Raw genomic sequence first — 19312 nt, forward strand, 5'->3', positions numbered from 1 at the left:
CAGTGGATACCCCACCTCTTATGTATCTCTATCTTGTCAAAACCTTTCTCAACAGACCGAGAACCGTCTACGCTAAAGCGCAGACGGTTCTTTTCGTGTTTTTATAAGTAATAATTATATGCCTTCGGCTGACTTCAGCGAGTCAAGGCTTGATCTTAAGGCAAGCTCGACGGAGACGGATGTTTCGCCTACTTTCCGCTCGTGACGCTGCCGGTATACATGTTTCCGGCCGGGTAGCGCGTATTGCCGGAGGCGCTGGCGGTCGTTCCGCTGGCCGCGTTCACGACATAAGCGGTCGTGTTGTCCAAATAGACCGTGTTGTTCGTGAAAGAGGCGTTTTGTCCCCAGCCGGCCGCCCGCTGATGAACCTGAAACGCATCCTTGATTTTGCTGTTGCCGTTGCGGTAGCCGGTGTTGTTGCGGATCACGTCGTTGTTCCCTTTCACATCGATGAAGCTGTCCGCAGCGTTGGCGCCGCTCATGCCGGTACCGTCGAACGTATTGTTCTCGACAAGCGTCCCCGTAGAGCCTTCCTTAATGTCGATATGCTCGGCAGCGACATTCGGTCCTATGGTGTTGTTCGCAATCGTGTTGTGGTTGGTCGCCGCGTTAAAGGTGCCCCACTTTCCTTTGTCGGACCCGACGTAAATCGCTTCTCCGAACGAAGGGGTTACGGTGCCGATATCGTGAAGATACGAATTCCGAATCGTATTGTAGGAGCTGCCGTCCCGGTAATGAATACCCTCTTCCCCGATCTGGTACACCTCGGCCCCGTCAATCAGCGTGTAATTGGCATGATCGAGCATAATCCCTTTTTTGGCGTTCGTAATTTTCAGATCCTTGATCACCCAATGATCGCCTGTCACGTGCAGCGTATAGCCGCTCCCCGTACCGCCGCCGTTCAGCTCGGCTTTGTTCGAAGAGCTGGCGCTTTGCAGCGTAATCTTGCCGGTTGCGGTTCCGTTAGCCGCCGCTACGAATTTGCCGTTGAACGTCACGCCCGCCGCTAAAGTAATTACGTCTCCCGGCACCGCCTGGGCCAGTGCGTTAGTTAAGCACGAAGCCGTGCTGCAGGTAACGGAAGCCGCCTTCGACGAAGCGGGAACCGAGAGGAACGCCGAGCCAAGCAGCATTACGGACGATAGAAAGGACAAGCGGAAACGCCAACTTTTTTTCACACGTCGCACCTCCTGAAAAGGTTTATTTTTACAACACTTACAACATCCAGTTTATCAAAACCTATCGGATTCTGCTTGTACAATTCGTAGATTGCATGGGAGTTTTTTCGTGAATCGCGTCTATAGGCGACGAAGAAATGCAGAGCGCCGAAGCCGGATGGATTGCCGCACACACCGGTGCCGCCGCTTCAGCGCTCCAGATCGATTACGGTTTCGTTAAATGCTTGCCGGAAATGAGATAAATCCACTTTCCGTCAGGACTGCTTCCAGCCACCGAAGTACCGTTCCAAACGCCCGAGGCAATCTTGCGCTCCGCACGTTTGTCCGCGTCGAACACGACGAGGTCCTGCTTATATGCCGAGTCCATGGAAGCATCCGGGTTCTCTTCCGTTCTGAGGAGCAGATGAGTTCCGCTAATCCAGTCTCCATCCCCTCGGGTATCCTCCGAGATTTTGACGGCGCCTTTATAAATTCCGGCGTTGTAATAAAACTGATACGCTCCGTCAGTCGTTTGAGTAAACCCTCCCCAAAAATCGTCGGGCAGCGGCAGGTTCAAGGACTCCAGCTTCCCGGTTTTCCAAGTGTATACGTACCGCTTTTCATGGCCGGTGTCCACATCCATACTGACGTATACCCGCTCCCCGTCGTCCTCGAAACCGACAGGCCATCTGCCCGAATGCGTCTGACTAAAAGGCACTCTGCCGACTAAGGCCTTGGACAGCCGCTGTTCTTTTCCGGACTTCAGATCGAAAACAAGCAGGTCGAGATCCCGCTCCTGCTCTCTTGTCCCCACAGCCATAATCAGCCGGGTCCGGTCTTTGCTGAAGCCCGCTCCATGCACGTAATCGTTCAATCGGACCGCAACGGCCGTATCGCTCGCCGGAATCTCCGTCCACTGCTCCGGCTGCTCGTAAAAGAAGCCCCGGCGGTCGGCGACGAATGCCCCGCTTCCCATATAACGGGGCATCAATTTATTGGGGTACGGGATAAACTTTTTCTCCTGCAAGTCGTACACGGTGTAAATGCCTTCAAAGGGAGCGTCGCATTGACAATAATGAGTCGTACGGCTGAGCAGCAGAAACTTGCCCGAATCGTCCAGCATTTCGATTCCGTAAGGCTGATCGAACGAAGTGAGCGGCTCCGAGCTTTTGCCGCCTACGGACATTTTCCACAATTGATTCGGCCGCTCGATCACGCCTTTGAACAAAGGCGTTTCGCCAAGCGTCCTCCCGCTCTTTGTTTTCGCTCCCGAGACGCTTAGCTGATATGAATGAAACGCTGGCTCGGGCAGTGAAATTTCCCCAACCGTCAAGTCCAGCTCCCGATCGTTGACCCACCGGTAATCGAAGGAAGGCACGATCCCGTCCCCGAAGGCTCCTTCCTTCTCCGTATACTGCTTGGCTTGCTCCAGCAAGGCGGCTTCCACCGAAGTCCGGTCCATCGCTTCGCGGAATTCCAGCGTAAACTGCTGCTTCGTCGGCGCAACATTCGTCGCGACGGGAGCTTGCAGCCGAGGCTCATCCTTAAGCCGGATTCGTACGTCCTCCATCGAGTGGTCACCTGGAGACGGCGGACCGGCCGGTGCGGCGGCAAGCGTCTTCGTCGAGGTTGTCGGACCTCCTTGGATGGCGGACGGCTGTTCAGCGGGGCTTTTTTCCGAGCACCCGGCTATCAAGAGAGTGACGGCAAGTGCCGCGGTGGACGACCCGATCAGGAAATATCGTTTCAGCGAAATAACCCCCTTTGGAGTGCGCTTCTAAACGATATTGACGCTGTGCTCTGCCAAATGTTGCATGCTGCCAAGCAGGAGAACGTTTTTTTAGCTAAAATTGACATACACGCGTCATTTGTATAAATTTACCTTAGATGTAATTTTATAATTTTTCCCAAAAGGAGCGATGGAGATTTGAAGAACGAAGCGCCGGAACTGGAAAAAGTATTCCTGCCGTTGTCAGAGAACGAGTTGCCCTCATCCTTTCTGAATCCTTTCCCTACCCTCAACCGCTTAAGACAAACGACTCCGATACGCTACGACGAAACAAGACAATGCTGGGACATCTTCGGCTATCAGGAAATCATGCAAATTTTAAAGGCTCCCGAATGCTTCTCTTCCGTTATTCCCGGAAAATTTGAAAATTCGTTGAGCTTGCCTGAAAGCATCCTCGAGCTTGATCCGCCACAGCATACGAAGCTCCGCAAAATCGCCGGCAAAGCGTTCGCTCCGACGGCGATCTCGCAGCTCGAAGCGAAGATTGCCTGCATCGCGAACGAGCTGATCGACCGGGTTGTTCAGCGGGGAGAGATGGATTTTGTCGCCGACTTCGCCAATCCGCTTCCGGTGATCGTCATTGCGGAGATGCTCGGCGTCGAGCAGAACGACCGCGCCTTGTTCAAGCATTGGTCCGATACGATGGTGAAATCGCCGGCGGACGACACTCCCGATTCGTTCGAGCGGCTGTATACCGAGCAGTTGCAGGCGCGCCGGGAGCTGGAAGCGTATTTCCGGCAGGTGATCGAGCTTCGGCGGAGCGATCCGCGTGAGGACCTCATTTCCCAGATCGTCCATGCCGAGGTGGACGGGGAAAAATTGACCTTTAGTCAAATGGTGGAATTTTGCATCCTGCTGCTCATTGCCGGGAACGAGACGACAACGAATTTGCTCGGCAATTTCGTACGGTTGCTTACCGAACGAAGCGAACTGCAGCCCGCGGTTTGCGGAAACCCCGAACGTTTAAAAACGATGATCGAAGAAACGCTGCGGTTTTATTCGCCGGTTCAAGCGCTCCTGAGGTATGCGAAACAGGATATCGATCTTCGGGGCTGCCATTTGAAAAAGGACGATGTCCTGGTCCTCTGGCTCGCTTCGGCCAACCGCGATCCGGCACTGTTTGATCGTCCCGACGAGCTGGACATCGACCGTTCGCCCAATCCCCACGTAGCCTTCGGCTTCGGCATCCATTTTTGCCTCGGAGCGATGCTTAGCCGCATGGAAGCCCAAATCGCACTGGACATCGTGATGCGAAGGCTGTCCAATATCCGTCTGGCGCCAGGCGCCGCCCTTGCTCCGATTCCAAGCACTTTCTTCTTCGGACTTCAAGCGCTACCGATCGAATTCGACCTCGAGAACGGATTGTAAAGAAATTATAAAGAAAAATTTAGAAAAAAAATGAATTCTTTTCTGCCTTTCATCCGTCTATTAGGGTGGGATGAAGAAATAATTGGAAAAGACGGCGCGGCAAGGTAATATGCTGTCTTTCGGAAAAGGTGGAGAAAAAGCAATGAAACGAAGTCGTATTGGGCTCACGGCCGGACTGGCTGTAGCCGTGCTGATTGCGGGATGTAATTCCGGGGGAGGAGACAAACCGTCCAAGACGCTTAAGGAGCTCGGCAAAGACGAGAAAGCAAGCATCAAGGTCGTATACTGGGACAAAAGCTACTTCTTCCAGCAGTACGGCAACTTGTTCTCGGCAAAGTTTCCGAATATTGACGTACAAGTCGTTTCCATGCAAGGGTTCTACTCCGACGGCAAGGATCCGGACGAGGAATTCAAGAAGCTTGTCGAAGAAGAGAAGCCGGACGTGCTCATGTTCCAATCGCCGGAAATGTTCGAGAAGTGGGCCAATGACGGCAAGCTGTACCAGCTCGACGACGTCATTCGTCAGGACAAGTTCGACATCGAAAATATTTTGCCGAGCGTCGTGGAGCAGATCAAAGCAAAAGGCAACGGCAATATATACGGGTTGACCCCTTCCTTCTACGGCCAGGCGTTATTTTATAATAAGGATTTATTCGAGAAGCACGGCGTCCCGTTGCCGAAAAACAAGATGACCTGGAACGAAGTGCTGGACCTCGCCAAGCGGTTCCCGAAGGACGGGCAAGGCGACAACCGGATCTATGGCTTTGCGGAGAACGCATCGTATGCTTTTATGGATGACAAGAAACAGATTGCTTTTCAAATGATGAACAGTATCGGAGGGACCAGCGGATTATCCTTCGTCGATCCGGACAAAGGAGCAGTCACGATCCAATCGGATGGCTGGAAAGAGGCGCTTCTAGCGACAGTGGAAGCTTTAAAATCGGGGGCGGTGTTTGCCGGCAACGACGAAAAATTCGATCCGAATAAGCCGATGTCGATGGAAGACCATATGAAGAAAGATTTGTTCGCCAACGGAAGACTCGCCATGACGGTTGGAGGGTCTTATATGATCAGCAGCCTTCAACGCACCAAGGAAACGCTGAAAGACGTAACGCCTGTCAACTGGGATATCGTCACCGTGCCGGTCGATCCGAAAAATCCGGAAGTTTCGAACTCCGTCTCCCTTTCCGGGCTGTTCGCCGTCAATGCCAACTCATCCAATCCGAGAGCGGCTTGGGAGCTCGTCAAGTATATCAACAGCGATGAAATGGCCAGACTGCTAACCAAGTCCGAAGACGGGGCGATGCTTTCCCGAACGGCTTACGCCAAAGAACGCGAGGGCCGCAGTATGGAGCCGTTCTATATGCTGAAAATGAGCGAGAACAGCCTTTTCAAAAACTACAACAAAATCCCGTACGAATTTTTTTATCAACCGTTCAACGAGTTGGCCGGAAACGAAATCCAGTCCGTTATCGAAGGCAAGAAATCGGTGGACGACGCGCTCAAGACAATACAGGAAAAAGGGCAGGAAATTTATATTAAAGCCAAGCAGGAGCAGGATGCCAAGAATGCGAAGGAAGGCAAAGATCAGAAGCCTGCCGAACCGGCTAAAAACTAAAGTGTAAACACAGCAGCGGCGTCTGGGGATAAAGCCCCGGACGCCGCTGTTTTTTATTTTTCCAGTTTCTGCAACCCCTCATACCTCGCACGCAGCCACTGGATCAGCAGCGCTTTTTTCTTCCTCGCAAGCACCGCCAGTCCCGCAAGCAGAGCAATAACGACGACCGCCCCGAAGGAGTATTGGGTAATCAGATGCAGCAGTTGCTCGATCTTCGCTCCAAAAATATGGCCTACCGTAACATAAGTCATGACCCACAAAATTCCGCCGATCCCGTTGTAGAGCAGAAGCGTGCCGAAGCGGACCTTGAGAATCCCGGCAACGTAGCCCGTAAAGTGCCGCAGACCGGGGACGAAATAACTAACCAGAATAAGCTTGTCTCCGTATTTCCCAAACCATTCCGTCAATTGGCGGAGACGCTCCGGCTTGAGGAAGAAGTACTTGCCGTACTTTTCAAAAAACGGGGTGCCGAGCCGTCGGCCCAGCATATAGGTGACGAACGTGCCGGTAATTGCCCCGAGATAGGACACCAGGATAATAGAGCTCAGTTGAAACGTGCCCAAGGTAGCCATATGCCCCGCTATGGCCATAGCCAGTTCCCCTGGAAACGGCAGCGCCAGCGATTCGGCGAACAACCCGAAGAATAAGACGAAGTAACCGTACTGTCCAAACATTTGACTAATCCATTCCATGATCAGGCTCCTTATCGACAAAATTCCGTCTGTCTATCAGCTATTCCAAGTATAGCTGGATGACGGACCGTCAATAACGGCCTTAGGGTTAGTTTTGGAACTGGCCTTTGGTCTCGGTAAAGCTACGACTTAAAGACAGTTAGCAGATCTGCCCTGTTGAAACGACGATATCCTCTTGATAGCGGATTGCCGCCCCGATTCCTGCTTCCAGCCCTTTGACGACAGCCTCCAGACTCATGCTCGGCTGTCCTTTATGCTGGACGGCTTGTTCCGGCAAAAACGGAATATGAATAAATCCTCCGCGAACCGCCGTGCTGCCCGTCGTTACCAGATGATGCATCAAACCGTAGAACAGATGATTGCAAACGAACGTGCCAGCCGTATGCGATACGGAAGCCGGAATGCCGCGATCGTTCATCTCCTTCACCATGGCTTTAATCGGAAGCGTGGACCAGTAGGCGGCGGGGCCCCCGGGGATGACCGGCGTATCGATCGGCTGCTGCCCGTCATTGTCGGCAATCCGGGCGTCATTGATATTAATGGCGATCCTTTCGACCGTAATATCCGGCCGACCGCCGGCTTGACCGACACAAATGACGAGCTTCGGCTTGATTTCCGACACAGCCGCAAGCAGCCGCTCAATCGATTTATCGAACACCGTCGGGATCTCGCGGGTCTCCACTCTATGGCCGTCCACCGTTATTCCCTGCAGCCTCCGGACGGCTTCCAAAGCGGGATTCAGCGTCTGCCCTCCGAAAGGATCAAACCCGGTAACAAGAATGTTTTCCACTATCGTATCCCCCTCGCTATATAAAAGCTGGTTTCAAAGCTGGAATGTATTTTCATATTTTAATATAATTGAAGCAGCGTTCCGATATACGGAATGAGTTGGAGGTTGTCATGCAGAATAAGAACAAAACCGTCGTCAAAGCCAAAGAGATTCTGGATCTTTTTCTAACCTATGAACAGCTATCCCTGCAAGAAATGTCGACGTTGTCGGGACAAGCGAAAACAACCGTGCACCGCATGATCGGCTCGCTTGAGGAAATGGGCTTGCTTGCCAAAACCCCGGAAGGAAAATACGAGCTCGGCTTCATGTTCCTGCAATTCGGGCAGCTGGTCAAGGAGCGCCTCGATATCCGCAAAATCGCCCTGCCGGTCATGAAGCAGCTGCGGGACGATGTGGAAGAGGCCGCCAATCTGGTCATCCGGGAAGGGAACGAAGCGATCTACATCGAGAAGGTGGATACGACTCAGCCGGTAAGGGTGTTCACCCAAATCGGCCGTAGAGCCGCTCTTTACGCCGGAGCCTGTCCGCGGATTTTGCTCTCGTTCATGTCGTCGCAGGAGCTGCAAAAGTATATTGAAGAAACACCGCTCGTCGCCTACGCGGACGGCACAATCACCGATAAGCGGAAGCTTCTCGAATCGATTCAAGAAGCCAAAACGCGCGGCTACACGATCAGTCATTCGGAGCTGCGCAATTTTACTTCGGCCGTAGCCGTTCCTATTTATAATTATAGCGGGCAAGTCATTGCGGGTCTAAGCATCTCCGGATTGGAAAACCGCTTTACCGAACAGCGGCTGCCGGAATTAATCGAGAAGACCGTCGCCGCGGGTAAAGCGATTTCCAAAAATATGGGATATTTAGAGCATTGACACGAGGTGCGGCGGGCAGCCGCTAAAAAGCAAGAACATACATCAGTACGATATTGGCCGCCAACAAGATCAACGCTGTCGGCACTTGGGCCTTGATGACGCTATACTTGGGCAAGTCGAGCAACGCAGCCGGCACGATGTTAAAGTTGGCGCCCATCGGCGTCATCAGGGTTCCGCAGTAGCCGGACAGCATGCCGATGGCGGACATGATCGCCGGATTGGCCCCATGCATGCCTACGAGCAGCGGAAGGCCGATGCCGGCTGTCATAACCGGGAACGCAGCGAAAGCGTTGCCCATGATCATCGTGAATACAGCCATCCCGATGGAATAGGCGGCTACGACGAGCAGACGGTTGTCCACCGGAATGGAAGAACCGACCAGCTCCGCGATCACTTTGCCGACCCCCGCGGCGGAGAACAGGGCTCCCAAGCTGGCGAGCGTTTGCGGAAGCACGGCAGCCCATCCGATGGAATCGAGCAAGCGCCGCGATTCCTTCACCGGGACGATGCTTTTTTGTTTGGTCAGCGCTATGGCCACGAGGTATGCCAGCACACACGCTACGCCAAGGCTGGCCAGCGTGACGTTGGACTTGTCCAGCAGTCGCAAGCCGCCGATGGTCACATCCTTGAGCAAGGTAGCTCCGATCAGCGTCAGAAGGGGAATCATCAGAATCGGCAGAAACAGCTTGTTTTTGTATTTCGCTGCCGAAGCCGCCCGCTCTTCATCCGAGGCTTGCTTATGCCTGCCCGGCCGCACGCCGCCGAAGCCGGCAATGACCGCCATAACAATGACGATGATCCCCATGTACATCGGAGGAATAAGCTTGCCGAAAGCAAACGATACGGCGAAAAGCGCCCAAAACGCCGCCGTCAGCAGCCGTTTCGGATTGCTTGTATCCTTCAGGCTGAGACCTGCGATAATGATCAAGAAGACCGCCGCAACATAATAAATATATTCGAGATTAACGAGCATGGCTTTGCACCTCTTCCATGGTTGCTTCCGACGAGCCGGACGGTTCCGAATCGATAAGCTGCTTGATTTTGCGGTCGAACAGATACAGCCTTATACCATGAATCACAAAAGCAGCAATGGCCGTCGGAATCCCCCATAAGGAAACGTGCAGAGGCTCCACTTGAACGCCATTCTGCGCCAAGAAACCTTGGATCAGCAATACGGCGCCAAAAGCGATAAATACGTCCTCTCCAAAAAACAGTCCTACATTGTCCGTCGATGCGGAATACGCTTTGATCCGGTCGGAAACGTTTTTGGGCAACGGTCCGTGTTTATGCGCGGCCGCGCCTTCGGCCATCGGAGAAATAAGTGGACGAACCATCTGGGCGTGCCCGCCGAGGCTTGTCAGCCCTATGGCCGCGGTCGCTTGACGGACGAACAAGTAAACCAGCAGCAGCCGGCCTGTCGTGGCCGCTTTAATTTTGCCGATCAGCTGCTGCGACTGCTCCTTCAGACCGTAGCGTTCCAACAGGCCGACGACCGGCAGCGTGAGAATAAACAAAGACAAGTAGCGGTTGGAAACGAAAGCATTACCGAAGGTCGTCAAAATTTCGCCGAATGACAGATGGCCGGCAATTCCGGTTACAATCCCGGCGGCGCAAACGACAAGCAGCGGATTAAAGCGCAGGGCGAAGCCGACGATGACAATCAGGACTCCAAGCAGCGTCAACATAAATGTATTCCTCCCTTTAGATGTTGCGATTAACGTGAGCTGGCACTAGCGTAATTCCTTCGGCTTGGAGCATGTCCCGGATCCCGCGGGCGAACTCCACGGCATGCTTCCCGTCGCCATGGATACAGATCGTCTCGGCCAGGATGGGAACATCCGTCCCCTGCTGCGATCTGACCGTTCCTTCCTTCACCATGTTCATAATTTGCTTGACGGCGGCCGACGGATCGTTGATCAAAGCATCCGGTTGGCTGCGCGGAGTCAGGCTTCCGTCCGCTTGATAGGTACGGTCGGCAAACACCTCGCTTGCCGTCAGCAAGCCGAGTTTGGCCCCCGCGCGAATCAGCTCGCTTCCGGACAGGCCGTACAAGATCAGCTGCGGATTGACCTTGTATACGGCCTCCGCAATCGCCTCGGCCAGCTTGGCGCTGCGGGCCGCCATATTGTATAATGCCCCGTGCGGCTTGACGTGACGCATCACGCCGCCCTCTGCTTGGACGAAGCCGTACAGCGCCCCGATTTGGTAGACGACCATATCGAACGCTTCCTGCGGCGAAATATCCATATTCCGCCGGCCGAAACCGATTAAGTCCGGAAGCCCCGGATGGGCGCCGATGGCCACCTTGTTATCCAGCGCGGACTTAACGGTTTGACGCATCGTACCGGGATCTCCGGCGTGGAAGCCGCAAGCGATGTTCACCGAAGTGACAAGCCGCAGCATTTCCTCGTCGTTCCCCTGCTTATAGGCCCCGAAGCTTTCCCCGAGATCGCAATTTAAATCCACCACATACATAAGCTGCCGCCTCCTTTCAAATTTCAGCGGATAACGCACCGCCGGGCGTCATTCACCGGGCCTTCAAATAAAGCTTAATCGCCCTGGTCAATTGTTCGAATTCCAGTTCTTTCCGGATATAAAGCTCCTCGGCCTCCTGCAAAGAAACTTCGGCGAAACGGATGCCGTCTCCGGGCTTGGCTTGAGCCAAAACGGGAAGATCCGCCGTGATGACCTGCGCGATTCTTGGATAGCCTCCGATCGTTTGCCGGTCTGCCATCAGCACAATCGGATTCCCTTCAGGCGGCACCTGCACGGTACCGAATGAAACCGCTTCAGATAGTGTCTCCAGCGATTCCTTAAAAGCCAGCTTCTCCCCCTGCAATCGGTAACCCATCCGGTCCGACTGCGGCGTAATCCGGAAGGTCCGGGTGACAAACGCAGTTTGGCTTTCTTCCGTAAAAGCATCGTATTCCCGGCCCCGGATCACCCGGATCACGGGATCTTTGGCATAGGCGGGCAGCGCCTCGTTTCCCATGAACCATTCCGCTGCCAGCCACCTCTTCGCACGAAGAGCAGCCTGCCGGGTTTTCATGTAACCGTCCGCTGTGTCGGAAGGAAGACCGAAGCCAAGCTGGTCGCCGGCCTTCAAGGCTCTCCCTTCATGCCCTCCAATTTCCGCCCGAAGATAGGTGCTGCGGCTGTGCATCACCGGCGGAACATCGATTCCGCCCGCTACCGCCAAATAAGCGCGGGCGCCCGACCGGCACGGCCCAAATTCGAGCGTCGAGCCTTCTTTGATCAAGAGGGGCCTCCATAAAGGAACCGGCTCTCCTTCAATTGTGGGCGACAAATTTCCGCCGCAGATGGAAATGAGCGAATCGGCTTCAAAACGGATGACCGTTCCCATTAACGTGACTTCCAAGGCGGCTGCATTCTCTTCGTTGCCGACCAAGACATTCGCCGCACGAAGCGCGAACGTGTCCATAGCCCCGCTGACGATAACCCCCTGCTGTTGAAATCCGAACCTCCCTTTATCCTGTATCGTGGTCAAGAGTCCCGGATTGACGATCTGCATGCTCATGTGCTGTCCTCTTTCCACTCTTCGAATTGTTTAAGCCCGATCGGCTGGAATCGCACGATATCTCCCGCCTTCAACAAACTGGGCGAAGAATCGTCGGGGCGAAATAACGGCAGCGGCGTCCTTCCGATAAGCTGCCATCCTCCCGGCGTGGAGATCGGATAAATCCCGGTCTGGTTTCCTCCGATGCCTACCGTTCCCGCCTCAATCTGCAGCCGCGGCGTGCTTCGCCGCGGGGTTGCGATGCGTTCGGACAACCCGCCCAAGTAAGGGAAGCCCGGAGCGAACCCGATCATATAGACCAAATAATCTTGAGACGAATGGATTTCGATGACTTCCTCGGGAGTCAATCCGTGATATTCGGCTACGCTGTTCAAATCCGGCCCCAGTTCGCCTCCGTAGCATACAGGAATGCGAACAATATTCGAAGCGCTTTCAAAGGTGTTATCCAAATTAGCGACCGCCCGCTTGATGATGCCTTGGATCATCTCATATGGGGAGCGGAACCCGCGGCCGTCTCGCGCTCTGCAGCTTTCCCCCGTCACCGGGTCGCGCAGCATCATGGGATCGTAAAAAACGGTAACCGTCACAAAGGCCGGAACGATTTCGATCAGCCCTGGAAACGGATGCCGCTCAAGATAGGCGGTCAGAGCTTGAACTTGGCGGTGCGTCTTCGGATCGATGCCGCTGCCCAATTGGACGGAAACCGCAGCATCGCCCAACGGGTATATTTCCGGCTCCATCCGCTCTTCGCGCTGGTTGTCAGGCATGCTGTCACCTCTTTTCATCGATGTTCGTTCGCCGAACGTTCCGGAAGGATTTCATGCGTTTCCAGGAACTTGGTGTCAAAATCGCCCGATACGAACGTCCCGTGCTCCATCAATTGCCGATGGAACGGAATCGTCGTCTTGATCCCGTCGATCACAAACTCGTCCAGAGCCCTTCTCATTCGGAGGATGGCATCCTGCCGGTCTTTGCCCCACACAATGAGCTTCGCGACCATGGAATCGTAGAACGGCGTAATCTGATAGCCGGCATACACCGAGCTGTCGACCCGGACACCGAAGCCCCCGGGAGGCGTGTACGCCGTAACTTTGCCCGGCGAGGGCATAAAATCTTGAGCCGGGTTCTCGGCATTGATTCGGCACTCCATCGCCCATCCGTTGATGCGGATGTCCTCTTGCCGGAACGAAAGCGGGCTGCCTGCCGCCACGGTCAACTGTTCTTTGATGAGGTCGATCCCGGTGACCATTTCCGTGACCGGATGTTCGACCTGAATGCGGGTGTTCATTTCCATAAAATAAAACCGTCCATGCCGGTCCAGCAGAAATTCCACGGTGCCTGCGCCGCGATAATGGACCGCTTTGGCGGCGGCGACGGCCGCAGCGCCCATTCGTTCCCGCAATTCGCTATCGATCGCAGGGGACGGCGCCTCTTCCACCAGCTTCTGGTGGCGTCGTTGAATCGAACAGTCCCTCTCGCCAAGATAGACGACTTGGCCCTCTTGGTCGGCCATAATTTGCACTTCGACGTGCCTCGGACCTTCCAAATATTTTTCCAGATAGACGCCGGAATTGCCGAAAGCCGCATCCGCTTCTTTCCGCGCTTGCTGGATGACGTCGGCCAGCTGCTTTTCGTCCTGGGCGACCCTCATCCCTTTCCCTCCGCCGCCAGCGGTTGCTTTCACGATGACCGGATAGCCGATTTCCGCCGCCATCCGAAGAGCGTCTTCCACCCGGTCGATGATGCCGTCCGTACCCGGAACGACCGGAACGCCTGCCTGCCGCATCGTTTCTTTGGCCACGGCCTTGTCGCCCATCTTGCGGATCGCTTCCGCGTCCGGTCCGATAAACGCGATGCCGTATTCTTCACACGTTTCCGCAAAATCGGCATTTTCGGACAGAAATCCGTAGCCGGGATGAATGGCGTCGGCCCCCGCATGCAAAGCAACCGCGATCAGACGGGCCGCATTCAGATAGCTGTCCTTGGCCGCTGTCGGTCCAATACAGTAGGCTTCGTCCGCCATGCTCACATGCAAGGATGATTTGTCCGCTTGGGAGTATACCGCAACCGTTTTCATATCCAGTGCTTTACATGCCCTAATAATGCGAACGGCGATTTCTCCCCGATTGGCAATCAATACTTTCTTAAACATGAGATGCTCCCTTCCATCCGTTTAGTTCACGCGATTACTCGGGTTTTACGATAAAGAGCGGCTGCCCGTATTCCACGAATTGCCCGTTCTCGACGGCAATCTCCACGATTTCTCCCGACACCTTGGCCGATACTTCCGTAAACAGCTTCATGGCCTCCAACACGCAAACCACCTTCTCCGGAGTCACCCTGTCTCCGACCTGCACATAAGGCGCCGCTCCCTGCTCGGCGGACGCGTAGAATGTGCCGATCGTTGGCGCGACGATCTCGATGAGCTTGGGGGCATCCGCCTCTGTGTTCTTTTCGGCTATTGCCGGATGCTCGCCGTCGGGTTCCGAAGGCTTCGCGCCCGCAGCGCCTGCTTCCGCATGATCCGCCATGGGCTCCACCGCCGGTTTCGAGCTGCGTTTGTCCGCTTTTGGCGATAAGGCAGCGTTGTCTTTCACTATCAATAGTTTTGCCGTCCCATCCGAGTATTTAAACTTCTGAACGGGTGACCGGCCGATCAGTTCGATGATGTCTTGCAGCTCTTGCTTCGTAAACACGTTGCCGCCTCCTTGAAAGGAATTCGTCGAAATGATGAGTCAACATCTTGTTGTACCGAATTTCGGAATTTGAGTTCCGTTTTTTAATAGTTTGATTGTAGCAACATCTTTCTAAAAAAACAAGATGCTATGTGATGTTTTTTAACATCGAAATATAAATTGACATAGCGCTTCGGTTTACACATCATAAAAACAACATTTCTTTTCAACGGCAGTGTAAGATTATTGCAAAATTTCCGTCTAAATCTATTGAACGAGCAAAATCGGATGAGGCCTCATACCGAAGCTTTGGTTATTGGAGGATGTTGCATGCAGGATGATCTGGCACTTATCGAGCGCGTGCGGCAGGGCGAGCAGGAAGCCTATGCCGGGCTCGTCAACAAATACAAGCACCGGATTTATGTCTTTTTGTTTCGGATGCTCGGTGAAGCGCAAGACGCTCAGGATTTAGCCCAGGAAGTGTTTATCAAGGCATACTTCCAATTGGACACGTTCACAGGGTCCAGTCAATTTTTTACCTGGCTCTATCGCATTGCCTACTGCCGTGCCATCGACGAGCTGCGGCGCCGGAAACCGGTCAAGAGCGTCCCGATCCACGATCTGGAGTTCGCGGACACCCTGACGCCCGAAAGCATATGTCTGGCCAAGGAGCGGGCGGCTTCCCTGCGGGAGCAGGTCATGGCCTTGCCGGAGAGCTACCGTACCGTGCTGCTGCTTCGCCATACTCAGGAGCTGAGCTATAAGGAAATTGGCGAGGTGCTGGATCTTCCTCCCGATACAGTGCAAGTACGCCTGTACCGGGCCCGAAAAAAACTGCGCGAAGTCCTTACGGCAAGCGAACAAGGAGGCGGTCTGCATGAAATGCTTGATATTTGAACAAATGATGGCATACCTGGACGGGGAAGTCCCCCTGCAGGAGCGGCAGCAGATGGACAGTCACCTCGCAGCGTGTTCCGCTTGCCGAACGGCGCTTGAAAGCTGCATGAGTGATTTTGCCGCCTTCGACGCCTTAAGCGACGCTCTTCCTTTGCCAGACTCGTTCACGAACGAAATCATGGCAGCAATCTCCAGTAAAGCTGCGGAGAATAAGACCGAACCGAAATTGAAAACGATCGATCTCATCTTAAATACATGTTGGAGGGGCAGTATGAAGAAAAAAATGGTTGTCACCGCCGCCGGCTTGGCCATCGCGATATCCATCGGCGCCTACACATCGCCGACGTTCGCATCGTACGTGCAATCGCTGTTGAATCTTCAAGCCGAGACGAAGGATCAGGACATCGTGTTCAAAGTAACAAATGCTGCGATCACCCCGGACCAGATCTCGGTGCAGTACGAATTTTTGAAAAATGGAGTCCGGCTTTCGTACGAAGATACGGCCAAACCGTTCAGGTTTAACATGGATGAGAAGCAACTGGATTTTTACGGGTATGGGAATGAAGAGGATGAGTCAAGAAAAAACGACGTATATGTCACGGATGAACAAGGTAACAAGCTTATTGACCGCTCTCTAATTCATGCGACCGGGTATAAAAATGATTCATCCCTGATAAGTATCCACCTGATTCCCGAGATGTTCGAGAAGCTGCCGGAGAAAATTGTGCTTCATGTCGAAGTCAACAAAGTAGCAGGCAAGGAAGGAAAATGGCACCTGACCGCCCCGATCAATGTCAAGGAATTGAAAGAGAAGTCAGGGTTCGTCATAACCGATAAGAATTTCACTTTTCCGAACGGAACTATTCTTAATCTGAAAGGCTGGCAATCCATCAATTCCGTATCGAGTATTGCTGCGGTCTTTGTCGATTCAAAACATGGATGGGCGAACGAGTATGGGCCGACCCAGTTTGGATTCCAAGTGACAAACAAGCAAGGCGAGGCCGTCGCCGTTTATGATCCTGCCGGCCTTCAAGATGTGAACTATGTTGGAAACGTAGCAGGATCGGATTCAATGGCAGGTCTTGGGTACCAATTCAAGCGATTCAAAGAGGACGATGATTATACCTTTGAATTAACGTCGTTCCATTCGTACGATAAGCTCGGATTGGACTTAAACCTGGATCCGCAGGCGATAGCCAAGAAGCCGCTGGTAAAAGATTTGGGCGGAGGAAAAACATTAAAAATCACCAAAGTCGAGTTAAAGACAGATGACGGCCTGAAGGAAGTCCCCGTACGTCAAGTCAATGGCTTGCCAGTTGACCAGGAAATTGCTCCTGTTGGCGATAAAGGTATCTTTATCGAAGTAGAAGGACGTCTCGACAAAGAGACGGTCAATCTGACAAATTGGAAGGTCAAAGTGGACAATCAAGAAAAGGAATGGGTCGTCTGGGACCCGACAAGGCTGAAACAAGATGAGAACGGAAATTACAAGTTCCGCAAAGTCATCATCATCCGGGATGTTGAGAAAATGCCGAAGAACATTACGCTTGAAAGCGTGGCTTTAAACAAAAAAGCGGCTATCGATTGGAAAGTTCCGCTTGGCAAGCCTAAGCCTGAATAACAACCAAACACGCTTTTAAAAGCGACGAACCTCAAGCCCCTACGCCGGACTTGAGGTTCGCTTTTTTATTCCGCGGGAACGACCCGCTTCACCATATGATCGTATAAATGCCCGCTGACCTCCAGCCGGCCGTCCGCTTCGTAGCCCTTGGCCTCGTACAATCGTCTCGCCTTGCCGTTGCTTTCCTCGACGATCAGCGATACTTTGTCGTATCCTCGCCTTGCGGCTTCCGCTTCGAACGCCTCCATCAAAGCCTTGGCAATGCCCTGTCCTTGATAGGCCGGATCGACGGCAAGCGAATCCAGATAAAATTCGTCGTCCCGCGCTTCCTTCGTAATTTTGACGTCGGGTTGACCGATCCCGGCAAGCCGCTCGGCGAGCGGCCGGTCCAATTCGGCCGTACGGCTGCCGTGGTAAAACAAAATAAAGCCGACCGGCAGTCCGTCACGCTCCGCGACGAGCGTATTCTCGTAGCTGAGCCGGTTGCCCTTGCGCTCGTAAAATTCGCGCAAAATATGCTGCGCTTGCTCCGGGTCGGTGGTGCCCGTCAAAGTAAACGCAATATCGCCGATGGCGGAATAAATGAGCGGTATGACGCTAGCTGCGTCTCCCGGTTGCGCTTGTCGTATCACTAGAATCCTCCTCAGGCTTAGGCCGCGTAAGTCTTACACGGACTGCAGCCAAACATTTTTGAAATCGATCCAGCCGAGCGAATTAATCGTTACCCCGCGCAAGGACGGGTCGTGCACCGTCTGCAGCCCTTTGAACAAAAGAAACAGCGCAACGTGCTCGTGGTTCAGAAGCGCCTCCAGCTCCTGCATCCGGTGCTTGCGGTATTCGGGCGAAGGAGAGGCCAGCAGGTCGGACGCAATTTTGTCTACGCGCGCGCTCAATTCTTCGTCCATGACGAGGCGGATGTAGCTGCCTTCGCGCAAATACAGCTCCAGCAGCGACACTTCCCCTTCGTCGATCACGAATTGATGCAGCAGCGCCTCCGCGTTCAAATTACGGTCCCGGAACCGCCGGGCCAGCTCATCGATCTCATAGCAGACGACCTCCGCTTCGATCCCGAACTCCCGGCAGCGGTCCCGGAGCCAGTGCGCATCCGCCAGATGCTTCCAGATGGCGGCGATCCGGAACGGCTCCCCTGCGTAGCCCATCTCGTTCAGAAGCTTCCGGGCGACGGCCGGATCGAACGCATGATCCTCCTGCCCCAAATAATCGTGAGGCTGCATTCCCGTTGCGGGAAAGCGGCGGTTTTCGCCCAGCTGCTCCACCATGCTCTTCCGGTCGGCCAGATGATGAAGCGCTTTGCGAAACCGCACGTCCTGCTGCGGTCCGCCCTGCTTCATATTGTAGGACAACAGCGTACAGCCGTTGTTCAACAGCTCGATGCGCTCCCAATGATGCCGCACCGGATAGGTTGCGCCGTCGTGATTGCACAGCATCTTTTCGGAATCGCCGGCTTGAAAGCTGTGCAATTCTTCCGGAGGCAGGAACACCACCTCGACCCGGTCCAAATGCGCCCGGCCCTCGAAATAATAGGGGTTCGCCGTCAGTACGCACCGGCTCTCGTTCCACAGCTCCAAGCGGAACGGACCGCTGCCGACCGGCGCGAGCGCGAACGCCTCCTCCCTGCCGTCGACCAGCTCTTCGGGCAAAATGCTGGTGGCGGGGAAGCATAAATAGCGCAGCAGCAAATGATTCGGCGAACGCAGCCGGATTTCGACGACCCGCTCGTCCAGCACACGCACTTCCTCGAAGCCTTGAACCAGCCAGCGCTGCGTCAAGGGGTCCGTCTCGCGCATGAGCCTCCGCAGCGAAAAGGCGACGTCGTGAGCCGTCAATTCGCGGCCATGGTGGAACATTACGCCTCTCCGCAAATAAAATTTCCATGCGAGGTGATCCGGACTGCATTCCCAATAGTGGGCGACCTGCGGCTCTACCGTCTGCCGCTGCTCGTTAAAGGTGACCAGCGTGTTATACAGCTGCTTCATCAAATGCGCCTCGAACGCATAAACCATCCGCCCGGGATCAAGAGTCAGAATGGACCGGAACACCGGAAAACGCAGCGTATCGACCGGCTGGCTGTCGGCCGTTTCCTTCTTATAGCCGAAATAATCGGATAGCCATGCCATGAACCGTTCCTTCGTATCCGTTCCCTGGCCGAACCGCTCCAACCACTGAAGCGCGTCGTTCAGACGGCCGCCCTGCATCGCCTGCTTCGACAGCTCCAGCAGCAGCTCCTGCGGCTCCTTCAAAAAGCGGACCCGGGATACGTGCCCGCGGCCGCGGCCG

General features: G+C 54.2%; 18 protein-coding genes. 5 read left to right on the forward strand and 13 right to left on the reverse strand.

Translation table 11 applies throughout. From position 1 onward, the window contains the following. Window positions 1–188 precede the first annotated feature (188 nt). Window positions 189–1178 (reverse strand): right-handed parallel beta-helix repeat-containing protein, encoded by a 990-nt coding sequence (locus QJ48_RS03200; protein ID WP_054972212.1) that lies wholly within the window; start codon window positions 1176–1178, stop codon window positions 189–191. A gap of 205 nt (window positions 1179–1383) precedes the next feature. Then, window positions 1384–2727 (reverse strand): hypothetical protein, encoded by a 1344-nt coding sequence (locus QJ48_RS03205; protein WP_054972213.1) that lies wholly within the window; start codon window positions 2725–2727, stop codon window positions 1384–1386. A 357-nt stretch (window positions 2728–3084) separates the two neighbouring features. Here QJ48_RS03205 and QJ48_RS03215 point away from each other — a divergent pair, with 357 nt between their 5' ends. Further along, window positions 3085–4314, forward strand: a complete 1230-nt coding sequence (locus QJ48_RS03215) for a cytochrome P450 (RefSeq protein WP_054972215.1) — start codon at window positions 3085–3087, stop codon at window positions 4312–4314. A 142-nt stretch (window positions 4315–4456) separates the two neighbouring features. Continuing rightward, complete coding sequence (locus QJ48_RS03220) at window positions 4457–5932, forward strand: ABC transporter substrate-binding protein (protein ID WP_054972229.1); 1476 nt, start codon at window positions 4457–4459, stop codon at window positions 5930–5932. Window positions 5933–5985: 53 nt separating this feature from the next. Here QJ48_RS03220 and QJ48_RS03225 read toward each other — a convergent pair whose 3' ends face one another. Continuing rightward, a complete protein-coding gene (locus QJ48_RS03225; protein WP_054972216.1) occupies window positions 5986–6624 on the reverse strand; it encodes a DedA family protein in 639 nt (212 codons plus the stop codon). A gap of 139 nt (window positions 6625–6763) precedes the next feature. After that, on the reverse strand, window positions 6764–7414 hold the full coding sequence (gene pcp, locus QJ48_RS03230) for a pyroglutamyl-peptidase I (protein WP_054972217.1): 651 nt from the start codon (window positions 7412–7414) through the stop codon (window positions 6764–6766). A 110-nt stretch (window positions 7415–7524) separates the two neighbouring features. Here pcp and QJ48_RS03235 point away from each other — a divergent pair, with 110 nt between their 5' ends. Further along, window positions 7525–8283 carry an IclR family transcriptional regulator gene (locus QJ48_RS03235; RefSeq protein ID WP_054972218.1) on the forward strand — a complete coding sequence of 253 codons (759 nt, stop codon included), beginning with the start codon at window positions 7525–7527 and terminating at the stop codon, window positions 8281–8283. Window positions 8284–8305: 22 nt separating this feature from the next. Here QJ48_RS03235 and QJ48_RS03240 read toward each other — a convergent pair whose 3' ends face one another. The 7 genes from QJ48_RS03240 to QJ48_RS03270 are packed head-to-tail and all read right to left on the reverse strand — an operon-like array spanning window position 8306 to window position 14517. Beyond that, entirely contained in the window at window positions 8306–9256 is a 951-nt protein-coding gene (locus QJ48_RS03240; protein ID WP_054972219.1) for a DUF979 domain-containing protein, read from the reverse strand. Continuing rightward, window positions 9246–9968: a DUF969 domain-containing protein gene (locus QJ48_RS03245; RefSeq protein ID WP_054972220.1), complete on the reverse strand. Its 723-nt coding sequence runs from the start codon at window positions 9966–9968 to the stop codon at window positions 9246–9248. The genes QJ48_RS03240 and QJ48_RS03245 overlap by 11 nt, the downstream gene beginning before the upstream one ends. 16 nt (window positions 9969–9984) lie before the next feature. Further along, a complete protein-coding gene (locus QJ48_RS03250) occupies window positions 9985–10758 on the reverse strand; it encodes a LamB/YcsF family protein (RefSeq protein WP_054972221.1) in 774 nt (257 codons plus the stop codon). 52 nt (window positions 10759–10810) lie between these two features. Next, on the reverse strand, window positions 10811–11821 hold the full coding sequence (locus QJ48_RS03255; protein WP_054972222.1) for a biotin-dependent carboxyltransferase family protein: 1011 nt from the start codon (window positions 11819–11821) through the stop codon (window positions 10811–10813). Continuing rightward, window positions 11818–12588, reverse strand: a complete 771-nt coding sequence (gene pxpB, locus QJ48_RS03260; RefSeq protein ID WP_082420316.1) for a 5-oxoprolinase subunit PxpB — start codon at window positions 12586–12588, stop codon at window positions 11818–11820. Before pxpB ends, QJ48_RS03255 begins: the two co-directional genes overlap by 4 nt. A gap of 14 nt (window positions 12589–12602) precedes the next feature. Further along, entirely contained in the window at window positions 12603–13973 is a 1371-nt protein-coding gene (gene accC / locus QJ48_RS03265; protein WP_054972223.1) for an acetyl-CoA carboxylase biotin carboxylase subunit, read from the reverse strand. Window positions 13974–14007: 34 nt separating this feature from the next. Then, window positions 14008–14517, reverse strand: a complete 510-nt coding sequence (locus QJ48_RS03270; RefSeq protein ID WP_054972224.1) for a biotin/lipoyl-containing protein — start codon at window positions 14515–14517, stop codon at window positions 14008–14010. 309 nt (window positions 14518–14826) lie between these two features. On the opposite strand from QJ48_RS03270, the gene QJ48_RS03275 reads away from it, so the two are divergent. Further along, complete coding sequence (locus QJ48_RS03275) at window positions 14827–15393, forward strand: RNA polymerase sigma factor (protein ID WP_054972225.1); 567 nt, start codon at window positions 14827–14829, stop codon at window positions 15391–15393. Then, window positions 15374–17014, forward strand: a complete 1641-nt coding sequence (locus tag QJ48_RS03280) for a zf-HC2 domain-containing protein (protein ID WP_054972226.1) — start codon at window positions 15374–15376, stop codon at window positions 17012–17014. The genes QJ48_RS03275 and QJ48_RS03280 overlap by 20 nt, the downstream gene beginning before the upstream one ends. A gap of 65 nt (window positions 17015–17079) precedes the next feature. Here the strand turns inward: QJ48_RS03280 and QJ48_RS03285 are convergent, their stop codons facing one another. Both QJ48_RS03285 and QJ48_RS03290 read right to left on the reverse strand, forming a co-directional pair. Continuing rightward, window positions 17080–17646, reverse strand: a complete 567-nt coding sequence (locus tag QJ48_RS03285) for a GNAT family N-acetyltransferase (RefSeq protein ID WP_054972227.1) — start codon at window positions 17644–17646, stop codon at window positions 17080–17082. Between the two features lie 33 nt (window positions 17647–17679). Next, on the reverse strand, window positions 17680–19312 hold a 1633-nt coding region (locus tag QJ48_RS03290; protein ID WP_054972228.1), incomplete at its 5' end, for an ABC transporter substrate-binding protein.

It is taken from the genome of Paenibacillus sp. A3, assembly GCF_001399685.1.
In the GTDB taxonomy this organism is placed as follows: domain Bacteria; phylum Bacillota; class Bacilli; order Paenibacillales; family NBRC-103111; genus Paenibacillus_G.